Consider the following 21,234-nt stretch of genomic DNA (forward strand, 5'->3'; position numbering starts at 1 on the left):
AATAAATAAGACCGAAGGGAAGCTCCGGTCTGCATCCAATGTAACATGCGCACCTCAGATTCATTGATTTAAGGAAGCCGTGTCTCCGTCCACCCAGTCGGCCTGAATCCGTTCCATTGTCTTTCCAGACGTCTCAGGAACTGCTTTCTTCATGAACAACGCCATCATGATACAGAACACGGCGAAGATCCAGAACGTCAAGGTACCCCCAACGGCCTGTAACAAAATCGGGAAAAACTGAGCGACTAGATAAGTTGCAAACCAGAGCATAAATGACGCAATGGACATCGCCCGACCACGGATACTCGTCGGGTAAATTTCTGAAAGGACAATCCAAACGCCGCCGCCCCAGGATAGTTCATAGGCGATTGTGTGCAGGAACACGAGTCCGAGAACTAACCACGTCATCATGTGGGGCAAAGCGAATGCCACGCCGAGAATCGCCAAAAACAAGGCCATAAACCAGCCGTTCCATACCAACAGGCGCTTGCGGCCAACGCGATCGACAATGACCATCAGCACAATCACGAAGAGAACCTTAATCGCCCCAATCAGTACGGTGTCATAGAAGGAGGCGTTGGTCCCAGCACCCGCGGCCTTAAAGATCATCGGCGCATAGTAACCAACCGCGTTGGTGCCAGTGAATTGTTGGAAGATGGCTAGGAGGATACCGATGCCGAGCGCCTTGCGGATACCCGGTGTGGACACTTCTTTGAAGAAGGAATCGGGAACAACCTGAATCGAATCGCGAATGTCTTTGATGTCCCGTTTCGCCTGAGCTACTCCGTTCACTCGAGCGAGAATGGATAAAGCGTTTTCATCTCGTCCACGCGTGACGAGGTAGCGCGGGCTCTCGGGAACGAAAAACAGCAGCAGGAAGAAGATCATGCCCGGGATAACCCCCATGCTGAACATCCACCGCCAACCGATTGTCTGATTCCAAGTCGCCGAATGTGTCGCGACGATGGCAGCGTTTACGAAGTAAACAATGAAAATACCGGATACGATCGCCAACTGGTTGGTTCCCACGAGACGACCCCGAATCTTGGCCGGAGCGATCTCAGCGATGTAAAGTGGCGACAAAAGCGAAGCTAAACCGATGCCAACGCCACCAAGGAAGCGCCCAATCACAAGCGTGGACACGCCGCCGGCGAATGCGGTGATCAAACTACATAGGACGAAGGTGATTCCCGCAACCATGAGCGACTTTTTGCGCCCCAACTTATCACCCAGGAACCCCGCAATCAGCACTCCAACCATAGCACCGAGATCAATACTACTCGAAACGAGTCCAGTCATTGCAGCAGTCATATGAAATTCGGTCTTCAAAAATCCATTGGCCCCCGCAATGACACCCGTATCATAACCAAACAGCAATCCACCGAGCGATGCAATGATGACGACTACAACCACGAAACCTAAACCAGGTTTTGCATCTGATGACTCATTTAACGTCGTATTCGCACGCGTACTCACTGTTCTCCACCTTTCCGACTGGCGTAATCTCACATTCCCTACGTAGACCCGCAACAAGGGACAGCGCTTTCAGTTTTTGCAGATCATTTCACGGCGCCGATACGTCTGTGGTCCCAGCCCCTCCCACTCGAAAAATGAAAAGTGCTTGTACAACGATTCTTATAACACAATATAATGTTTATTTATTTCATATGTCAATGTTAATTATAACATTTTAGAGAAGCGGAGCCGTTGAACGCCTGAGCACAATATCCCCTTCCAGCACGATCCGCCGGGGTATTTCGTGCAACCCTTCGATGCGCTCTAGCAACATCTGGGTTCCTAATGACCCGAAACTGTAGGTAGGTTGTATGGCTGAAGTGAACGCCGAATCAATCGCTGCAAGATAATCTGAATTCCCGAACCCCACAATGCTCATATCCTCGGGGATACGCAGTCCTAGTTCCCCCAGTCGCCTGACAGAATGTGCATACTGAAACATGTTTGCGACAAACAATGCAGTCGGAGGCTCTTCCAGGTTCAAGAGCTCATCAATAAACTTGGGATCGATATCCCGAGTCATGGTGGATCGCTTCATTAATTCCTCTGAAAACGCCAGGTTGTTCCGCTTTAGGGCCTGTAAATATCCCTCGACGCGTTCTCGACTCGCCCGGTTATTTGAAGGTCCAGTGACAACGGCAATGCGTCGGTGCCCAAGTTCGATCAGATGTTCCACCAACGCTTTCGAGCACCCGACGATATCGCTTTTCACAACATCCACCTGTACACCTTCGACTTCACGGTCAATCAGAACAAATGGAATCCCTTCCTTGTCCAACAACTCGAGGTTTGCTTTTGAGTCATCTCCAACTGGTGCAATGAGAACTCCGTCTGCATGAAACTCAATGCACATCTGAATGTACTGTTTCTCCTTATTGATGTTTTCGTCCGTATTGGCCAAAAAGACGCGGTAGCCCTGCTTTTTCGCGACATCCTCCATACCACGAGCAATAAACGTAAAAAACGGATTGGTAATATCCGGAACAATCAACACAAGCGTGCTAATTTCATGTTGAATCACTTGTTTGGTATAGCCCTTTGGGACGTAATTCATTTCTTCCATGGCACGCAGGACCTTCTTGCGAGTGGACTCTTTGACAGTCCCACTGCCGTTTATGATCCTAGAAACGGTCATTACCGAAACTCCTGCTAACTTTGCAACGTCGGCCATTGTTGCCATCCGGTCACCGCCCTGTGTAAAATGTTCATTATCATCAAAAGTAGTTTAATTTTAACAGGAGTAAGGTCAATGACAAATGTTAAAGAATTTCAATAAGCTACTCGAAAAAATTCTGCCGTTAATTACGCCTTGCAGCATCGTGATCGGCGTTTTGCTTGGCGGACGGTTGGCGAAATTTTCGGATTTGTCGCCTCTGATTTTTGGTTTCATGACGTTCGCCGGCAGTCTGAATTCGAAGGTCTCAGATTTAAAAAGAGTCTTTACACGCCCCTTGGCCCTCATCCTGACATTGCTCATTCTTCATCTAGCGATGCCTTTGATGGCTTTGTTGGTTGGGCATCTGTTCTTTCGAGATGATTCGTACATCACTACGGGACTCATCCTAAGTTTAGTTATTCCCGCTGGCATCACCAGTTTCATCTGGGTATCCATATACAATGGAGACATCGGATTGACGTTGTCCGTCATCCTGATCGATTCGCTTCTGTCCCCGCTGATCGTGCCTTTGAGTATGCATTTATTGGTTGGTACCAAGGTCAGCATGGACACGTGGTCGATGATGAAAGGATTATTTTGGATGATTGTGCTTCCGTCTATTGCTGGGATGTTCCTAAATCAGAGGACAGGTGGAACCATTAAAACAACTCTTGGCAGTAAGTTAGCGCCACTCTCTAAAATCGGTATTGCAATTGTGGTAGCCATTAATGGTGCAGTCGTTGGACCTTATCTGAAGCACTTCAACATGCAACTAATCGAGCTGATTATTGTGGTGTTTTTGTTGTCGTCTTTGGGCTACCCGGTAGGTTTACTCACGGGAAAGTTGTTTCGCTTAGAAAAAGGCGCAGTTGTGTCCATGACATTTAACGGGGGTATGCGCAATAACAATGCTGGCGCCGTCATGGCCGTTACTTACTTCCCCTCGCCAGTTGCGCTTCCAGTCATATTAGTGATGCTGTTTCAGCAAACATTGGCGTCCATCTACGGCTCGCTGTTAAAACGCCACCTGCTTGTTGGACCGGGATCGCAAACGGATGATGCCCCAGGTTCCACATGTAACAATTAGCTAGCCTTTAAATCTATACTGGTCTTCTTGGTCACAGGACAGTGTTGGGAAACCGAGCGTCCACACTTGTACGTAATAATGACCTAAAATAGTACACGGAGGTGGTTGGCATGTATGTAGCCCATAACCGATTGCCCATTCAGAGCGAGGATCAACGCAAGATGCTCGAAGAACGATTTGCAAAAGCGGGTGAACACATGAAACGCGTACCCGGATTCGCAGGGTTTCAGATGCTTCGTGCAAGTGACAATTCCCATTACATTGTGAGTACTACATGGGAATCCGAGCAACATTTTCACGCCTGGATTGAGAGCCCGCACTTTGCGGCTGCGCATGGCGGTCAGAGTCGTGCAGCAGGTCAGACACAGGTTGCAACCTACGAGGTTGTCTACAATTCCTGATCTTCCCTAAGCCAAAACCGAAAAGGCGAGGTCACATGTGCACTCGGTGATCTCGCCTTTTCCCGACTCGCAGAACGCCGCTATCGGCGTCGCAGCCGGAAGACCTTCAACAACATCAGAACAACGGAGTTGGGCACGGTGAGTATGAGGCACATCGACGTCTAGGTGGAAGGTGAGGCCGGCTCACATGGGGGGTTCCGACGATTTGTTAAAGGAAAACCGGATTCAATATAGCTAAACGCTTCATCCAAAGCGGCCATCAGGTCCATTTCAGGGTTCTCCATCCACATGAAACCGGCAGACATTCCAACGCCCATAAGCGCTCCTGCCAAGGTACGCACCATAAAATCTGCCGAATCCCGATGCGTGCGCTCGGCCACTGCGCCGGCCACCATCTGAATCGATTGGGCCAGGTTGTCGAGAAACCGGGCTCTCAGCTCTGGAATCGTAAATATGAGCCTTCCCCGCTCAAACATGGCCTCCTGTTCGTCCTTCGGCAATGTCGCAAATACGGTCGCAAACGCATTTCGCAAGGCCCGAACCACGTTCACTTCAGGAGGTTGGGCATGAAACGCTGCAATAATCTCCGGATCGGTTTCATCGCTCAAGACGACATCTTCTTTGGTGGGAAAGTAGCGGAAGAACGTACTCGGTGAGACCTCGGCGGCTTCGGCAATCTGTTCCACCGTTGTCTCTTGATATCCCTGTTCCCGAAACAGACGCAGGGCGTGTTGCTGAATCGCAACCCGAGTTCGCATTTTCTTCCGCTCGCGCAGTCCCATCCTTCGTTGTTCGTCCTGACTCACTACGCTTCCCTCCAACACAGTCTGGTTTAGTGATTGGCCGCGTCCGTTTCGCGCGAACGGTGCGGCATACATGCCAATGCCAACAAGATACCTGCAACGGAGACGCCAGATGCCACGTGGAATGAAACGTCTATTCCATGAGTGAATGCCGTATATACCGATTGCAACAGGTTTTTCACGCCCATCCGGCGCGCGATCTCGACACCCGAAAAGACGCTCTCGCGTACTGTGTGGGCCGCGACCTCCGGAAGTGCGGACACGTTGACCCTGGATTGATACGCGTGATTGAGTACGCTGCCAAGAATCGCGGTTCCAAAAGGCAACCCCAAGTTCTTCATGGCCTGCATCAAGGCAGTTCCCACACCACTTCGCTCATTGGACAGCTCCATCAGTGCGGCTGACGCCGACGTGGCCATGACCATCCCGGAGCCTATCCCGATGACAATCATCCACAGAGCGATAGACACGGAGGATGAGGAGGCGCTAGTTCCAGATGCCATCCATGTACCTGCGGTCAGCACCACGAATCCAATCGCAATGGTTATTTTCGCCCCAATCTTTTGTACCAGTCTGTCGATAGGAACTGCCCCAACAATCAGTCCTGCAACCAATGGCAGGAGCCGAACACCTGAGCCTTCAGCGTTCAATCCGAGAACCCCTTGGAAATACTGGGGAAGCAAAAACAATACGCCAGCCATTGGAAAGAGTCCGACGGTCATCAGGAGCACACCTGAGACGAAAGCCCGCGAGCGAAACAAGGCGAGGTCGACGAGGGGCTGGCCTCCCCTGTTGCTGAGCCAGTGTTCCCACAGAACAAACAGTACCAGAACTGTGATACCTGCGAACAGATACATCCAAGCGCGGTCATCGCTCCAACCATTTTGTCCCACTTGAATTATACCGTAGGTTAACGCTACGAGACCAACGCTGGAAATCGTAATTCCAAGCGCATCTATGCCCGATCGAGTTGAAGCCTTAGATTCTTGCATAAGAAACAGGATGGCTGCGATGCCAATCAGAACAACCGGAACGTTCATGAGGAACACCCATCCCCACCAGTGATAGGTCAGAATCCAGCCTCCGAGAATGGGGCCAATCGGCATAGCCACAAAATTACCTGCCGCCCAAATCCCGACAGCCCTCGGCCGTTCTGTTTCAGAGAAAAGCACTGGCAACGCGGACAGGACCAATGTAATGACCGCGGCACCTGTGAGTCCAAGTATTGTCCGCGCGATGATAAAAACATTTGCCGATGACGCATAGGCACAAAAGATAGAACCGAGTCCAAACAACCCGAGTGCAATTAGCAGTGTCCGCTTACGTCCGTAACGGTCACCGAGCAGACCAGCAGGCAACATGGCCGCTGTCAGCGCAAGGGCATACGTACTGGTAAACCACTGCAATTGCGTCTCTGTTGCGTGAAACGCCACGGCAAGCGAAGGCAATGCAATGCTTAGGACGGTCACGTCGAGGCCAACGGCCAGAACCCCGAGCGTCATGGCGCCAAGTGCCCACCACTTCCCTGATCGAAATGTCTTCACTTTGATACACTCCCCGAAAAGTGAAAGTGAGTTTCATTTTATAGTTAGTGTATAAAAACATCAAGTGTCATAAAGTCCAGAAATGATGACTCCGTGTCCAGTCCTTCTGCGTTTGTTGTCCGTCGCCAGCAGATGGAATCTGCTAGTCAGTTCAAGAAGTCCGACCTAGGTCGATGCCCAATTCATCGCTAACTACCCTACCGTTTTGGAGTTGTTATTGCAGTCGCTGTGGTTGGTGGGAAATGACGAAAAAAGTGATACGCATACAATAGGGTGAGGGGTCTTGAAATAGATTCGGGCACTGCCTGCCCTCGGAAGAATAAACTGGGGAGAAAATAGCAGCCTCGTGATGGGCGATGTGGAGCAGCTTTTACCGCCGGCTCTGTGGGTAGAATGATGATGCAGGTTGGTGGTCCGTTTCGTGCTGCAGTATCAGCAGGAATCCTGGATAACCCAACGCTAATTCTTCCATGTCTGTCCATTTGGCTACCTTTTCATGAAGAACCTTTAACGATACTGGTAATATACGGTTTGAAATTTTCAGTTGTTGCAACTCTTGTGCTATGTTTCATAATCGTCTTCTCATCGACCGTCCATGTATGACTAAACCGATTGGAGCGTCGAATGCATACATAATTGAAGGGATCACACGTATATATTTTCAGTTTATTTTTGGCACAATCGCGAAAAAAATAAGTATCTTCACCTCGTGATACATTTCTAAATTTTACTTTGTAAAAGACCTTTCGCCGAAATGCTAGTGTGGCTCCCATGACCATGCGCGTGTATCGATTCTCTCGATTGGGGTGATATAACAAGAGTAAATTTCTACTCTCCAGGTATAAATAACATGTGTTCTTTCCTAGCACATCCGCAGTATTTTTGTTAAAACACCGCGCCACACCGTCTAAGTAGTACGGGCTATAATAGTCATCATCGTCAAACTTCGCAATGACTGAATACTTTGCCTTTGATACCGCAAAATTTAGGCATCTCCCTAAGGACACAGACTCATCCAGCTGATACACAGAGACGTTCGGATGCTGAGCAGCAAACGATTTATACCGATTAAGTTCCATTTGATTGTTATTTAGGACAAGGATCAGTTCTTTTGATTTATACAATTGTCTATCATAGTCTGAAAAGATAGAGGCTAGGAACTGAGGTCGTTTCGTACAGAGAATGACCGAAATGCCGTTATCGGCAACCTCTTGGATATCTGCCCTTTTCACAGGACTTATAATCTGGCCCCTCTTCGTATCCGTCTTAGACAACGACCACGCCTCCTTCAACAAGGGGGATGTCTCATGGTATGCATGTCTTAGATGTGACGCGTGGGACAATTACCGTGCAAGAATGAGGTCCGGTATTGTGTCAAACTGCTCCTCCGATTTGACGTCGGACACTTTGGCATGCACAGAGGGGCAAGCGCTTAATCGACCGCAGTGATCGATCCCTTTTATCGTAAATTGGATATTTATCAAGGACTGCACGAATTGGCGCATCATTTCGACGAGACCCAAATTCCGGACCACAGTCGCTATACGAATTGAGGCAGAAAAACCACGGTGCAAATCATCACACCGTGGTTTTGAGATTACAAAACTGCAGTCATTTCAACCTGCACTCTAAGGCCATCCCTTAGGTTGTCAACAGTGGTATGTCTTGCAGGACGATTATTCTCGTCCGGAAACATCTTCAGCCACTCTACATTGACCACTTTCTTATACTCTCTGTCGGTTACCAAGACACTTAAATGGGCGATGTCATCAACCGATCCTCCGGCGAGTTCCATAATCTCTCTCATATAATAAAAGAGATTGGCGACCTCTTCCTCGACGGTTTCCGGCATCTTACCTGTTTCAGGGTCCGATCCGATGATTGCTGAGGTGTACACCATGTTCCCAATCTTTACTGCAGTCGGGATGGGATTCTGGTGATTCGAGCCCTTCACATGTAGAACCTCACGCTTTGCCACTACTATCTCTCCTTTCAATCAGTCCAACTGTGTTCGGTATCTTTCGACGTCTACTCTTCGACGTAAACGACCCCCAGAGCTTCCAGTTTCGGTCTAAGATTGTAAATGTCGAGGCCAAGTTCTCCTGCGGCTAACCGTGCCTTCGTTTTGTTCTCACGCTCAATTCTTGCTTGCCCCTGTGCGATGGCCTCGGACACTTGTTCCTTAGGGACACAGACGACGCCGTCTGCATCACCGATGATTACATCTCCTGGGTTAATGAGTGTACCGGCACAGACAACGGGGACATTGACCGATCCCGGTGTTGCCTTAACCGTCCCCTTCGCACTAACCGCTTTCGCAAAGACCGGAAAGTTCATCTCCGTTATCTCCACCGTGTCACGAACTCCAGCGTCAATGATAAGTCCGCGTACGCCATGAGCTCGAGCTGAGACAGCCAGCAATTCACCGAACATGCCGTCGGTATTGTCTGATGTCACAGTCACCACGAGAACGTCTCCAGGCTGACAAACTTCAATCGCAGCATGGATCATTAAGTTGTCGCCAGGGTGGCAGGAAACGGTGACAGCCGTACCACAAACCTTCATCTTCGCATCCACGGGACGCAAATAGGGTTTCAAAAGGCCCGTCCTGCCCATGGCTTCATGCACCGTCGCTGCGCCTAGTTCTCCGAGCTTTGCGATGTCTTCCTGATTCGGACGCGAAATATTCTTCACAATTTTGTGCATCATACGAGTTCACTTCCCACAGTTGGGTAAATTCGTTGATAAGCTTCAGCGTAAACAATCGACTTGTCGCCGCCATTGCGGACGGCCTGCGAGCCACGTCGTTTTGCGACAGCCGTGTAGTACTCCCACAAATGTTCCTGCGCTTCCATGCACTCCATCGCTTGGCGCTTCAGTTCGAAGACAGGCGTGATGTCAAGAAATGCCTGAATTTTAAAGTCGCACTGTTCTGGTTGGTGTGGTTCAAACAAAAACACCGGCGGTGCACCGATAATGGCATGATCTGACGGATAGCCTTCTGCTTGAGCGAGAATGCGGCATTCCAGAACGAAATTCGTCACACGAGGGTGGTCTGCGTTATAAGGGTCTTCGAGAGAATGTGTCAGAATGAACTTTGGCCGATGCTCCCGGAACTCCTGAACAATAGCATCTTGCAGTTCCTTCGTAGGATGGAGCGGATAGTCTCCAACGTCGAAGAAACGAACTTCCGCACCGAGAATTTCAGCTGCTTTGCGAGCTTCCGCTTCGCGTTTCGCTTTAATTTCTTCTAAGGTCTTCCCCTGTTTCCACAACTTCGCGGATTCGCCACGCTCTCCATAGGAAAGGCAAAGCACTCGAACGCGGTATCCCTTTTGATGATATAAGGCGATAGCACCGCCTGCACGCCATACAAAATCCGCTGAATGTGCACTCACGACAAATACGGTTTCTTGATGCTGTGTCATGCTCGTCTCTCTCCCATCTTGGTTCAACTTCTTAGTTTAGGTTAGCTCAAAAGAACAAAATAGCCAGCTATATTGTTGACAATTTAGTATGCGGGATGTTGTTTTACCAACTCATCCGCCGGCTCACAACATCTACGATACTTACGTGATTTGCCTAAGCGTTTCGGTCACATGCGACAGGTGAAGACGCATGGCCGACTCCGCCGCGTGCGGATCGCGCTGTGCAATGGCCTCCACAATCGCTTTGTGCTCAGCGAACGACTTCTCGGGGCGTCCCGAAGCGAGGATGGTTCGGAACTGAAAGCGAACGTTCTGCGAGTTCAACATATCGAGCAATCTGCTAGCAGTGGAATGCTTGGCGATAGCCGCAATCTTCTTGTGTAGTTGGCTATTCGTCTCTGAATACCGCAGCAGGTCATTCGCTTCGTAATACGTTTTCAGCGTATCGATAAGCTCGTGCAGTTCACGAATATCCTCGTCCGTGGCTCGTGTGGCTGCAGTTCGCGCAATCACACCTTCAAGCGACTCGCGGGCCTCCAGAATCTCAATGGCTTCCTGTTCGGTCACGAGCCGAACTCGTGCACCGCGATACCGCTCACGCTCAACCAACCCTTCTTGCTCCAACCTGGCAAGTGCGGTTCGAATCGAGGCCCGATTCACGTTAAAAGCACTCGCCAGTTCCATTTCAACAAGGTGCTGATTGGGCAGATAAGTGCCGTTGATGATGAGTTCTCGAAGGCGATTGTAACATTCGTCTTCCGTTAACGTCCGTTGTTCTGTCGTCATGCTAGCTCCTTTCAGGAAACAGCACGGGGCTATTTTGACTATATAATAGCATCAGACGACAGGAGTCCCATACGTATGGAAACTTTCCACCGTTTTGTTCCCCCAGAACTGTCCGCGGGCGCGTTCTTTCTCTGACCAGGAGATGGGTTCCCAGTCCGGGTCGAGGACAAGATATCCACCAGAACAAATCTCAATACGGTTTCCACCGGGTTCGTAAACATAGACAAAGTAGGTTTGATTGATGGCATGTTTACTTGGAGCAAACTCGATAAACACGTTTTGGTCGACAAAGATGTCCGCAGCGCGCCAAATCCCTTCATTGGTGTCCACACTAAACGCAAGGTGGTGAAGTCGCCCACGTGATCCGGTGGCATCGTGCGTGTAAACGATGTCATACGACTTGTTCGTGGCCCGGTACCATACACCAGGACGATAGCCATTGTCCAAAACGATTTGCTCTGTCAAGCGCAATCCAAGTTGGTCTTCCATAAAGGTGCCGTCGGCCACCGTATTTGAGGAGAGAAAATTGATGTGATCCAGATGCTTCACAGATACACCTTGCCCCGTGAACTTCTGAGGCTGATTTTTCAGTATAGGCCTCAGATGCTCTGGCGCTTGATATTTCTCTGTTTCATAGTAAAGTTCGAACAAGTGCCCATCAGGTCCATGAAACTGAAACGTCTTACCGTGAGCAAAGTCGCCGTCCGTCCAGCCTACTGCCAATCCGCGTTCCGTTATAGCCGCAGCGCGCCGCTCCAAGGCTGCTGGACTCATCGCTCGAAGTGCGGTGTGACCGACTCCCGCCTTTGATGATTCAGTCAGCTTGATAGAGTACTGCTCCCATTCCCCCCAGCAACGAAGAAAGACGGAATCCCCTTCACGTTTCACTTCTTGCATTCCCAATATTTCCGTGAAGAAATGTAGACTTTCTTCAGGTTTTGGTGTCAACAGTTCTACGTGAGCAAGTTGTGCTACGTCGAACACCAATTCCTTTGCCACGACATCATCCCCTTTGTGGTAATCCACTTGCTAACTCCATTTTACTCGCACGAGCAACATTGTCATCAATATTGTTAACTAACTGTTATCAATATTTGTATCTGTTCTTTTGCATCCAAGAACAGGCTTGGCAGTACCTGTTTCAGTGCTTGCGACTTGTGAAGGCGTCGCATAACAGAACCATTGAAAAGGTACCGCACTCACCATTGTAAGATTCTGTTTTACCGGACCTTCCAACAAATTCAGTGAATTACAGCTGAGACGTGCTAACCCCGGATACATGCAACCGTTTCGAAACTTTTGCAGGTGCGGTCTCCTTGACGGCAAATGCGATCAACGCGCTGAGCAACGCGCCGCCGGCAGCAATCCACAAAGGTGCTGTCAAACCATAATGGTCTGCTGCCATACCGCCGATGGTCGGCACTGCTGTTCCGCCGATGAATTCACCAACCAACTGGACCAAACCGACCGCGGTGCCGACATACTTCGGCGACAGGGATTCGCTCGGAACAACAACCATGAACAGCGGGAAGCAAGCCTGACCGGCACAGGTCAAAAATCCGATGATACACATCGTTGTGACTGACCCGTGTACCAGGGCAAAACAGACCGGCGAAAGCACTGCAATACAGGAGAACAAAATCAGCGTCGGCTTACGTCCCCATTTGTCGGAAATCCATGGGCCAACGAATCCCCAGAAGAAGGTGCCAGGGCCCATAAATGCTGTTATGACGCCCATCTGGGTGCCGGAGAATTTGTCGTGTTCGATTAAGAAGGTCGGTGCGAACGTTGTAAACGCGAACAGCCACGTCATCATGAAAACCGCAATAAACATGGTAACCCAGACGTTCTTCGTACGGAAGACAACCGGGTAATCTTCACGGCGAAGCCGATGTTCGTGTGTCGCCAGTTGTTCTTTCGACATCCTTCGGTTCGGATCTTTCATCCAGAAAAGGAGAACGAAAAACATGACGAGTCCCGGTACACCGGCCAGGTAAAAGCCTGCATGCCATGAGTACTTCGTGGCCACATACGTCAAGATCAGCGGTCCAGCCGCGGAACCGATCAAACCCAGCGAACTTTGCACAAAGCCCATGTTAAACCCTCGACGGTTTGGCTGTGAGTCCGCAACGACGGAAGCCTGGGCAATCGGAAGCACCGGACCTTCGGATACACCCATCAGACCACGAATCACCAGCATCGAGCCAATGCTTCTCGCAATACCCGTTATGAAGGAGAAAATGGAGAATGCCAACGTGATCGGCAACAGCACTTTCTTACGCGATCCAATCAAGTCAGACAGGGAACCAAACACGAAGCCGGACAGCGACCAGCAAATCGCCAATATGGAAGTAATCAACCCAAGGTCTGCATTACTCATTTTCAATGCGGGACCAAAGAACGGGAACAGAAACGAAACGCTGAGTCGTTCCATAAAGACAAAGCCAAAGGTGAAAAACATCATTATTACGACACCGTTTTCATAGCGAAAAAACGACTTCTTTTCTTCTTCATTCTGCTTACTCACCCATGCATCCCCCCCCGATAAAAATGATTGCGCTTACACTGACCTCCTAACGAGAGATTGCGTTACGATAAGGCTATGATAGAGGTCGACCACAATATTGTCAACAATTAAATCTACAATAAAACCTTTCAAACGAGCAAAAAATGAGGGGGTTAAAGTGATATTCATTCTTTAGTCATATAGCTATTTCTTTCTTCGGTTGTTGCCCCGTTGGTTATCATCATCATAAAGGATTTCGCGATTACCAAAATCTATCAGAACATCACGCTTGAGCCCTCCCGAATGGTCCCGAGAGGGCGCGTAACTTATGTTTATTCTCAATACTACGTTAGAGGCTACTAGAGTTCTCATGGCTACACCAGCAACAACAGTCCCCCGATGGTCGGTACCGTAACCATCGCAATTTTGAGAACGATTGGATGCAGACGCTTCGTGAACTTCGCACCAATATAGGTCCCGACCATAGTGCCAATCACAACTTCAAAGAATAGCCCGACATTTAAATATCCGTTCGACATATAGCCAATCCCGCCCAAGAGCGCGATGGGTAAGATAACGAGCATCGTGGTTCCAGCAGCTTGACGGATTGACATCCCGAAGAACAGCAGGAGCCCGATTTGAATAAACGGAGTCGATCCGATTCCGAACGTGCCCGACAATAGACCCGTCACGAGTCCAAGGCCGATGGCCGACAGCCAAAACCTCGAGCCGGACAAAACGAGTTGATCATCCATCTGCGATGATTGCCGTTTCTTGCTTATGAACATACGCATCCAAAGCAACAGAGCAGACAAAAACAACATACACGCTGTCAGCCATGTCAAATCATGGGCTGCAATTCGGTGTGCGATGTGCGATCCCGCAAAAGCCCCGATAGCGCCAAATCCACCTATCGCTGCACCGGTTTTCGTTACGACGTTGCCTTCACGAAAGTGGCTGACAGCCCCCGAAATCGTTGTCAACACCATTGCTAGCAGCGAGGTGCCGAGCGCGGTGTGAATCGAGACCCCAAAAACGGTCGTCAAGAGGGCGATAATCACACCCGAGCCACCTGCGCCAACGAAGCCAAGTATCAATCCGACGACCAGCATGGTTATAATTATCATCTAAAGGTTCCATTCCTAGATTTTATCGTGCTTCTATTATATAAGAAATGCGATATCCATTACATACAGCGAACACTCTGACCACCATCTACTGGGAGGCATACTCCCGTGATGAAACTTGCTTCATCTGAAGCAAGGAACACCGCAGCGTTTGCAACGTCCCAAGCGGATCCCATGCGACCCATCGGACATTGCTTATTACGCGCATCGACCATCTCATCAATGCTTGCGTATTCGCTAGAAATTTGATGGTAGATTAATGGTGTATCGATAAGACCTGGTAAGATAGCATTGACTCGAATACCGTAACGAGCATACTGGAGGGCCACGGTCGATGTCAGTTGATTCACAGCTGCTTTCGAGGCACTATACGAAGGGTATGGATAGCCTGTATAACGGATTCCTGCTAGTGAAGAAATGTTTATGATCGCTCCACTCTGACATTCCACCATGTGCGGCAACACGTGCTTCATGGTGAGAAAGACACTCGTAAGGTTCACGTTGATCGCCTTATTCCAGTCTTCTTCAAGGAGCTCCACGGGACCGCCCATTTTTGTGACGCCCACGTTGTTATGCAGAATGTCAATCTTACCGAACTGATCTAAGGTTGCCGCCACGACTGCTGCAATATCCCCTGAGTTCGTTGCATCTGCAGTCCGGGCTATACAGACACCGTTCTCGCTGTGTATAACATTACAAGTTTTATCGGCAGCCTGTAGGTTGATATCGACCGCCACGACGCGCGCACCCTCACGAGCATAGGCCACAGCGGCAGCCTTGCCATTTCCCCATCCGTCTCCCTCCGATCCGGCGCCAAAAACCAATGCAACTTTATTTTCTAAGCGATTCCCCATATCGGACCTCCTTACCATTGCTCAGTATCTGGGGTCGTTCTTTTCGTTTCCGACCTTTGCCAATCCGAAGGTTCCCCTTCATCAAGGCTGCCACCATACTGCCCATTGTGAGATTGCACACCATGTTAGCGATTGCGGCTACAGCAGCCATGGAACCAAAGACGTCTTGTGCCAAAACCGCGGCCAGTGCAGAGTTACAAATGCCCACTTCAAAAACTAGAGACCGACAACTGCGGTCGTCAACTCGAAGCAGTCTTCCATAGAGATATCCAATAACCATCTGTACACCTACCTGTAACAAGACGGCGAGCGCAACGAGCGGAATGATGTCTGAATTTAGAGACAAAACATGAAAAGCCCCGGACACAATGCCAAGTACAATCCCGTACAACGCGAAGGCAGAAAGTAGAGGCGTAAACGGCGTAAGATATGTCCGTGTAGTTGGGATGAACGACTGAAGCGCAATACCAGAGAGCAGCGGCAAGAACACCAGTCGAACCATCTTCCACACAAACGGTAAGTAGGCTAGGTGCACGCCCGTGCCAATACACAGTTTCGCTATGAGCGGTGTCAGGAACGGACCAACAAGTGTATCCACTGCGGACATCGTGACGCTATATGCAACATCTCCGCCGCCGATTAGGGAATTCAGGTTGGCGGATGTCCCGCTTGGGACAATGCCGGCCATGACAATTCCGGATCCAATCGCGGTATGGAGTCCACAAAATATCACGGCCGTAGTGACGCCAGTAACGGGCGCGAACACCCACTTGCCGGCAGAACCAAGCACAACAGTCAAAGGTTTTTTCAAAAGCATCTTCAGCCGAGCCAAATCAAGCGTAATGCCCATAAAAAACATCACGCAACCGATGCCTGGGCCGACAACCGCCCCGAGTGGAGTAAAGATGGAGTGAAACTGGAAGGCGGCCGCGGCACAGAGTACAATCCATATCGGCATCAGTCGAGAGATGACAAATACCGCCCCCCTCAACATCCAGTGATTTTGCCACGTCGTCATGAGACACCAGCCCTCCGGATAGCCCTTTCTCAAACGGTCGTGATTTCACCGTCTACAGAGGTTCCGCTTCGTTTCTCAACCGGAATCTTAAACCTTCCGGCTACGAAAACTACCAACAGAAATCCTAACAACATAGCGAATCCGAGGATATAAAATCCATTGATAAGATTCTTTCCATGTGCTGCAATCCCTACGACGATTGGACCCACAATTCCACCAAAGTTGCCAACTAAGTTGATAAGCCCCATTGCTGGTCCGGCTTGGTTACGAGGCACAAATGACATACACCATGCCCACCAGGGACCGAACGCTGCGTAAATGCCGATACCTGCGACAATGAGAACAATCATGTTGGCAGTCATGTTGAATCCAATGAAGTGCTCAACAACGAGCGCGATTCCTCCAATGAGCAAGGGGATAGCGACAAACCAGGTACGGTTATTCCCATGTTTGTCAGACCATCTTCCATTCAAGAACATTGCCAATGCAGCTAGAATAAAAGGAATTGCGGAAAACAATCCGATGGCTTCTATACCGGAGCTACTGAGCTGCTTCACCAAACTTGGCAACCACAAACCGAAGCTGTACAAGCCGGTTACCCAAAGGAAGTAAATGATGCAAAATACCCAGATGCGGTAATTCGCGAATACATCAAGTAGGGACCCCGTTTCCTTCGCACCGGTGGAACGATGCTCTGCCAGGAACTGGCGCTCGGACTCAGAAATGAATCGGTCTTTCTGGGGTGAATCCGATCCGAGCCACCCAAACACCACAGCCATGATGAGAGGTGGAATACCTTGTAAAATAAACATCACATGATAATTCCATGTGTGAATCATCCAACCGGCGAGTGGGGCCATAATGAGGGAGGAAATCGGTAGTGACATTTCACTGAAAGTGATAGCGCGACCGCGTTCCTCATCTGGAAACCAGTTCACAAACGTAACGGCAAATGCCGGCCAAATTACACCCTCGGCCAGTCCCATGATGAAACGAACCGTGAGCAGGCTATTGAACGTGGGCATGAGACCGGACAAAATGGCCATGGCTCCCCATACGATAAGCGCTCCAATGATGACTCGTTTTGCACTGAACTTTTCTGCTACCCATCCTCCAGGGACCTGGGTGATGACATACCCCCAAAAGAAAACGGAAAGCAAGACGCCTGTCGAAGCTGATGTTAAACCGTATGACTTCACCATAACGGGTGCCGCCATGCCAATGTTCGAACGGTCAACAAAAGCAACGAGGTACATGATGAACAGCATCAAGCAGATACGATACCAACGAGAGCGTCCAACGTTCATACGAATCCTCCTACAATCGTGATTACGAATCCAACGATTGATATTTTTGAGTTTTCTGATACATCTGGTTGCGTATCTCCAGTTCGGTTGGTTCTCGGTGAAGGTGAAGTCAGCACTCCGCTGTCTGACATCCGCTTTTTGTCATCATGCCATGACAATGCCCCCATCCACGTGCATGCACTCTCCCGTAATATAGGACGAACTCTCTCGGGCTAGGAATTCTACGGCTTCAGCTACGTCCTCCGGTGTGCCCCATCGCCTCATGGGCACCTCACCGACGTTGTAGGCATAGCCTTCGGTTAATTTGGTTGCAATCGGTCCTGGTGCCACTGAATTGCAGGTAATTCCCCACTTACCCACCTCTTTCGCCATCCACCGTGTCATATTGATGACGCCCGCTTTTGACGCAGCATAAGCGACGCCCGAGCGGCCCCCACCGATATCGGAGTGCAGGAGATCGAGACCCCCAGCTTTACCCGACACGGACGCAATGTTGATGATGCGTCCGTACTGCTGACGTTTCATATAGGGGAAGGTAGCAGCTTGACACATTAAAAACGTTCCTGTCATGTTGGTTTCGACGTCCTGTCGCCAGTGCTCCAACGTCATCTCTTCAAACGAATCCCGATGACAGGTTCCTGCCACGTTCACGATAATGTCGACCGTGTCGTACTTCTGTACGACGGCTTCAAACAATTTCCTCACTTCATCCGGATTTCGGATGTCCGCTTGTATCGCACTGACACGAGACGTATCATTCAACTGTCCCGCACTATCGTGCACCAAATCCAGCACGTCGACCATGACGACCCGGTGTCCTGCGTGAAAAAGTTTCTCTGCTACCGCAAAACCGATACCCCTTGCTGCCCCCGTGACCACTGCTGTTCTCATAATGGGATACCTTCTTTCCGTTTTTTAGGGACGTGCACAGGATGACCAATTGTAACGAGTGCGGCCTCGTGAATCACCTCGGACACCGTCGGATGGGCATGTATCGTCTGAACGAGTTCTCTTACCGTAGCCTCCAGTTCGAGCGCCAAGGTGGCTTCCTGAATCAGTTCGGTTACGTGTGGACCCACCATGTGAACTCCGAGAATCATCCCTGTACCTTGCTCAGACAAGATTCTACATACCCCGTCTGTTTCTGCGACGAGTGCCTTGCCGTTCGCAGTCATACGTACCTCAGAAACTTCGTACAATACGCCCGCCTGTTTCGCCTCTTCCTCCGTCATTCCCACGGAAGCCAATTCTGGCTGAGAATAGATACACTGAGGAATGAGGAATCTGCTCTTGCGGAACCCTGCGTGTCCCACAATGTGATCGACAGCGGCGTGAGCGTCTGACATTGCCGCATGTGCGAGCATAACGGGATTGGAACAGTCGCCAATCGCATAGACATTCACAGCGCTGGATTGACAATGTTGATTCACCAAAATTCGCTCGCGGTCGGTTTGCACCCCGATTTTCTCCAAGTGCAGCGAATCCGTATTTGGGCTGCGTCCAACTGCTAGTAACACAGCGTCAGCGTCCAAAGAGAAGAGGGCGTCATTAGAACCTCTCACAATGACCTTCAAATCGCGCGTGGTCGAACTACGCTCAATCCGCTGAACGGTCGAACGCGTGTGGAAAGATATTCCTTGCATGAGCAACAGACGTTTCAGCACAGTTACGGTTTTAACATCAAACCGAGGAAGAATCTCATCAGTAAATTCTACGATGTCAACATGAGTGGCGAGTTGCTGAAACAGGGATGCGAACTCCAAGCCGATAACCCCACCCCCAACGATGACCAATCTACGCGGAATTTGTTCAATCGCCAGGATGCTATCGCTTGTGTACACACCCGGCTGGTCGGCACCATCAATTTGCGGCAACGACACGCGCGATCCTGTGGCAATAATGACTCGGTCAAAGGTGATAGAGTGCTTGACGCCCTCATCTTCCACGATGACTTCGTTCTCCGAAACAAACCTGGCAGTACCTGTCACCGTGCGAACTCCAGCGCCTTTTAGAAGTGTTTTCACGCCCGTCGTCAGCTGTTTCACGACGGCTTGCTTTTGTTTTTGGGCTTCCTGCCAGTGAGAATCAGGCATCGTGGATTCTTTAAGCCATCCATGATAAACGGCTTTCGACCAGCTGGATGCGGTCTCCAGGAGACTCTTTGTCGGGATGCATCCAACATTTAGACAAGTCCCTCCAATACCCCCGCGTTCGACCAGCGTGACCGACAGGCCATGATTCGCTGCCTGCAGGGCAGCTGTATATCCGCCGGGTCCTCCGCCAATTATGACTACATTCACCTTGTCACCTCCTTCACGCGTGATCTCACATCAGAAGTCTTAGAGGATCAGCAAAACACTGTGCCAACGACTCTAAGAACTGTGCACCATAGACACCGTCCACCGCACGGTGGTCGAAAGACAAGCTGATGGTCATGTTGGTCGTGGTTTGCGTGGCACCTTCAATGCCTGCCCCCACTGTGTGCCCCACTTGTACCGTGCGCCCGATTCCCAAAATGCCAGTTTGCGGAGGCACAATGATTGGCGTGAAGCCGTCAATACCATACATTCCAAGACTGGAGAGCGTAAACGTGCCACCCTCGAGTTCATCTGGTTGTAAACTTCCGAAACGAGCACGTTCCGAAAGCTCCGCGATTTCATCCGCGATTTCCAATATGGATTTCAAGTTCGCGTTTCGAATGACGGGAACCAGTAATCCATTTGGGACCGAAACGGCGATCCCTAAATGGACATCATCGAATACCCGGCAACCCGTCGTTTCGTAGTAACCATTCAAGAATGAGTACTTAGGTAGAATTCGCGACACTAAGCATGCAATGACGGCCGTAAGTGAGACTTTCTTCGTCTGATGAGCGGACGCCCTCTGCTGTAAGTCCACCATTCCATTCACCGACACTGTTCTGTGAAGGGAAACGTGTGGAATCATCGTCCAGCTCTCTGTCATTCGCTTTGCAATCGCTTTTCGCATAGAGCTGTGAGGAACGAGCCTGCCACCTGGAGTGGAATTCTCGCCTTTTACTGGTTCTTCCGCTTCTATCACATCAATACTATCAACGTATCGTTCAACGTCAGCCCGACGAATTCTCTCACCCGAGGGTCGCACCAAGGCCGTATCCACACCCTTTTGTTCTGCCACAACCGCAGCTGCGGGAGTCACCTTGGGACGCAATTCCAAGCGGCGGAGAAATTCTTCGACATCACTGGACTGGATTCTCCCATGCGGTCCAGTTCCCGTCACTTCCCCGAGGTTGACGTTGCTTTCTCCTGCAACCTTCTTGGCTAGTGGGGTCGCCAACATTCTTGCTGCAGGTAAGGTCCCTGCCGTATCTGTCGATTGACCGATGGTTCCTTGGGTCTGCAATCGTTCGTCAATGTTACGGGCACGGTTGGTTGAAACATGGATCGCTGATGATTCACCCTCTACGTCCGGAACTTCTTCCCCAGGTTCACCAATCCAGGCAATGGTCTCCGTAACCGGTGCACTCTCCCCAGCGGGAAGGAGAATTCTGAGTAGGGTTCCGTCCGCTGGAGCCTCCAGCGTGTAGGTAATTTTCTCCGTCTCGATCTCCGCAATCGCCTCACCGGCCGAAACGTTATCTCCTGGCTGTTTCAGCCAATCGGAAACCGCGCCTTCTATCATAGTGAGACCAAGTTTCGGCATCACGATTGCTTGCATTGGCTA

General features: G+C 50.1%; 20 protein-coding genes. 2 read left to right on the forward strand and 18 right to left on the reverse strand.

Going from position 1 to position 21,234, the window contains the following annotated elements; all coding sequences use genetic code 11:
- Window positions 1-60 precede the first annotated feature (60 nt).
- Both NZD89_RS23910 and NZD89_RS23915 read right to left on the reverse strand, forming a co-directional pair.
- Window positions 61-1,476, reverse strand: coding sequence for a sugar porter family MFS transporter (locus NZD89_RS23910; RefSeq protein ID WP_268005187.1), 1,416 nt, complete (start codon window positions 1,474-1,476; stop codon window positions 61-63).
- A gap of 214 nt (window positions 1,477-1,690) precedes the next feature.
- Window positions 1,691-2,695 carry a LacI family DNA-binding transcriptional regulator gene (locus NZD89_RS23915; protein ID WP_268005188.1) on the reverse strand — a complete coding sequence of 335 codons (1,005 nt, stop codon included), beginning with the start codon at window positions 2,693-2,695 and terminating at the stop codon, window positions 1,691-1,693.
- Between the two features lie 76 nt (window positions 2,696-2,771).
- On the opposite strand from NZD89_RS23915, the gene NZD89_RS23920 reads away from it, so the two are divergent.
- Both NZD89_RS23920 and NZD89_RS23925 read left to right on the forward strand, forming a co-directional pair.
- Window positions 2,772-3,758: a bile acid:sodium symporter family protein gene (locus NZD89_RS23920; RefSeq protein ID WP_268005189.1), complete on the forward strand. Its 987-nt coding sequence runs from the start codon at window positions 2,772-2,774 to the stop codon at window positions 3,756-3,758.
- Between the two features lie 110 nt (window positions 3,759-3,868).
- Window positions 3,869-4,159 (forward strand): antibiotic biosynthesis monooxygenase family protein, encoded by a 291-nt coding sequence (locus NZD89_RS23925; protein ID WP_268005190.1) that lies wholly within the window; start codon window positions 3,869-3,871, stop codon window positions 4,157-4,159.
- Window positions 4,160-4,320: 161 nt separating this feature from the next.
- Here the strand turns inward: NZD89_RS23925 and NZD89_RS23930 are convergent, their stop codons facing one another.
- The 16 genes from NZD89_RS23930 to NZD89_RS24005 form a co-directional block, all read right to left on the reverse strand.
- Window positions 4,321-4,965 carry an acyl-CoA-like ligand-binding transcription factor gene (locus NZD89_RS23930; protein WP_268005191.1) on the reverse strand — a complete coding sequence of 215 codons (645 nt, stop codon included), beginning with the start codon at window positions 4,963-4,965 and terminating at the stop codon, window positions 4,321-4,323.
- A gap of 26 nt (window positions 4,966-4,991) precedes the next feature.
- Entirely contained in the window at window positions 4,992-6,506 is a 1,515-nt protein-coding gene (locus NZD89_RS23935) for a DHA2 family efflux MFS transporter permease subunit (RefSeq protein WP_268005192.1), read from the reverse strand.
- Between the two features lie 494 nt (window positions 6,507-7,000).
- Window positions 7,001-7,780, reverse strand: coding sequence for a glycosyltransferase (locus tag NZD89_RS23940; protein WP_268005193.1), 780 nt, complete (start codon window positions 7,778-7,780; stop codon window positions 7,001-7,003).
- 323 nt (window positions 7,781-8,103) lie between these two features.
- On the reverse strand, window positions 8,104-8,484 hold the full coding sequence (locus NZD89_RS23945) for a RidA family protein (protein ID WP_268005194.1): 381 nt from the start codon (window positions 8,482-8,484) through the stop codon (window positions 8,104-8,106).
- 50 nt (window positions 8,485-8,534) lie between these two features.
- Window positions 8,535-9,215, reverse strand: a complete 681-nt coding sequence (locus NZD89_RS23950) for a 4-carboxy-4-hydroxy-2-oxoadipate aldolase/oxaloacetate decarboxylase (RefSeq protein WP_268005195.1) — start codon at window positions 9,213-9,215, stop codon at window positions 8,535-8,537.
- Window positions 9,212-9,934 (reverse strand): PIG-L deacetylase family protein, encoded by a 723-nt coding sequence (locus NZD89_RS23955; protein ID WP_268005196.1) that lies wholly within the window; start codon window positions 9,932-9,934, stop codon window positions 9,212-9,214. Before NZD89_RS23955 ends, NZD89_RS23950 begins: the two co-directional genes overlap by 4 nt.
- 141 nt (window positions 9,935-10,075) lie before the next feature.
- Window positions 10,076-10,720, reverse strand: a complete 645-nt coding sequence (locus tag NZD89_RS23960; RefSeq protein WP_268005197.1) for a GntR family transcriptional regulator — start codon at window positions 10,718-10,720, stop codon at window positions 10,076-10,078.
- 51 nt (window positions 10,721-10,771) lie between these two features.
- On the reverse strand, window positions 10,772-11,746 hold the full coding sequence (locus NZD89_RS23965; RefSeq protein WP_268005198.1) for a catechol 2,3-dioxygenase: 975 nt from the start codon (window positions 11,744-11,746) through the stop codon (window positions 10,772-10,774).
- A gap of 223 nt (window positions 11,747-11,969) precedes the next feature.
- Window positions 11,970-13,247, reverse strand: a complete 1,278-nt coding sequence (locus tag NZD89_RS23970; RefSeq protein ID WP_268005200.1) for an MFS transporter — start codon at window positions 13,245-13,247, stop codon at window positions 11,970-11,972.
- 353 nt (window positions 13,248-13,600) lie between these two features.
- On the reverse strand, window positions 13,601-14,353 hold the full coding sequence (locus NZD89_RS23975; RefSeq protein ID WP_268005201.1) for a sulfite exporter TauE/SafE family protein: 753 nt from the start codon (window positions 14,351-14,353) through the stop codon (window positions 13,601-13,603).
- 59 nt (window positions 14,354-14,412) lie between these two features.
- Window positions 14,413-15,207, reverse strand: coding sequence for an SDR family NAD(P)-dependent oxidoreductase (locus NZD89_RS23980; protein WP_268005202.1), 795 nt, complete (start codon window positions 15,205-15,207; stop codon window positions 14,413-14,415).
- Complete coding sequence (locus NZD89_RS23985; RefSeq protein WP_268005203.1) at window positions 15,185-16,225, reverse strand: bile acid:sodium symporter family protein; 1,041 nt, start codon at window positions 16,223-16,225, stop codon at window positions 15,185-15,187. Before NZD89_RS23985 ends, NZD89_RS23980 begins: the two co-directional genes overlap by 23 nt.
- A gap of 29 nt (window positions 16,226-16,254) precedes the next feature.
- Window positions 16,255-17,532: an MFS transporter gene (locus tag NZD89_RS23990; RefSeq protein WP_268005204.1), complete on the reverse strand. Its 1,278-nt coding sequence runs from the start codon at window positions 17,530-17,532 to the stop codon at window positions 16,255-16,257.
- 144 nt (window positions 17,533-17,676) lie between these two features.
- Complete coding sequence (locus NZD89_RS23995) at window positions 17,677-18,423, reverse strand: SDR family NAD(P)-dependent oxidoreductase (protein ID WP_268005205.1); 747 nt, start codon at window positions 18,421-18,423, stop codon at window positions 17,677-17,679.
- On the reverse strand, window positions 18,420-19,832 hold the full coding sequence (gene lpdA / locus NZD89_RS24000) for a dihydrolipoyl dehydrogenase (RefSeq protein WP_268005206.1): 1,413 nt from the start codon (window positions 19,830-19,832) through the stop codon (window positions 18,420-18,422). Before lpdA ends, NZD89_RS23995 begins: the two co-directional genes overlap by 4 nt.
- Before the next feature lie 25 nt (window positions 19,833-19,857).
- The gene (locus NZD89_RS24005) at window positions 19,858-21,228 is read right to left on the reverse strand and encodes a dihydrolipoamide acetyltransferase family protein (protein WP_268005207.1); all 1,371 of its coding nucleotides are present in this window, start codon (window positions 21,226-21,228) and stop codon (window positions 19,858-19,860) included.
- Between the last annotated feature and the right edge of the window lie 6 nt (window positions 21,229-21,234).

Source organism: Alicyclobacillus fastidiosus (assembly GCF_026651875.1).
GTDB classification, from domain to species: domain Bacteria; phylum Bacillota; class Bacilli; order Alicyclobacillales; family Alicyclobacillaceae; genus Alicyclobacillus; species Alicyclobacillus fastidiosus.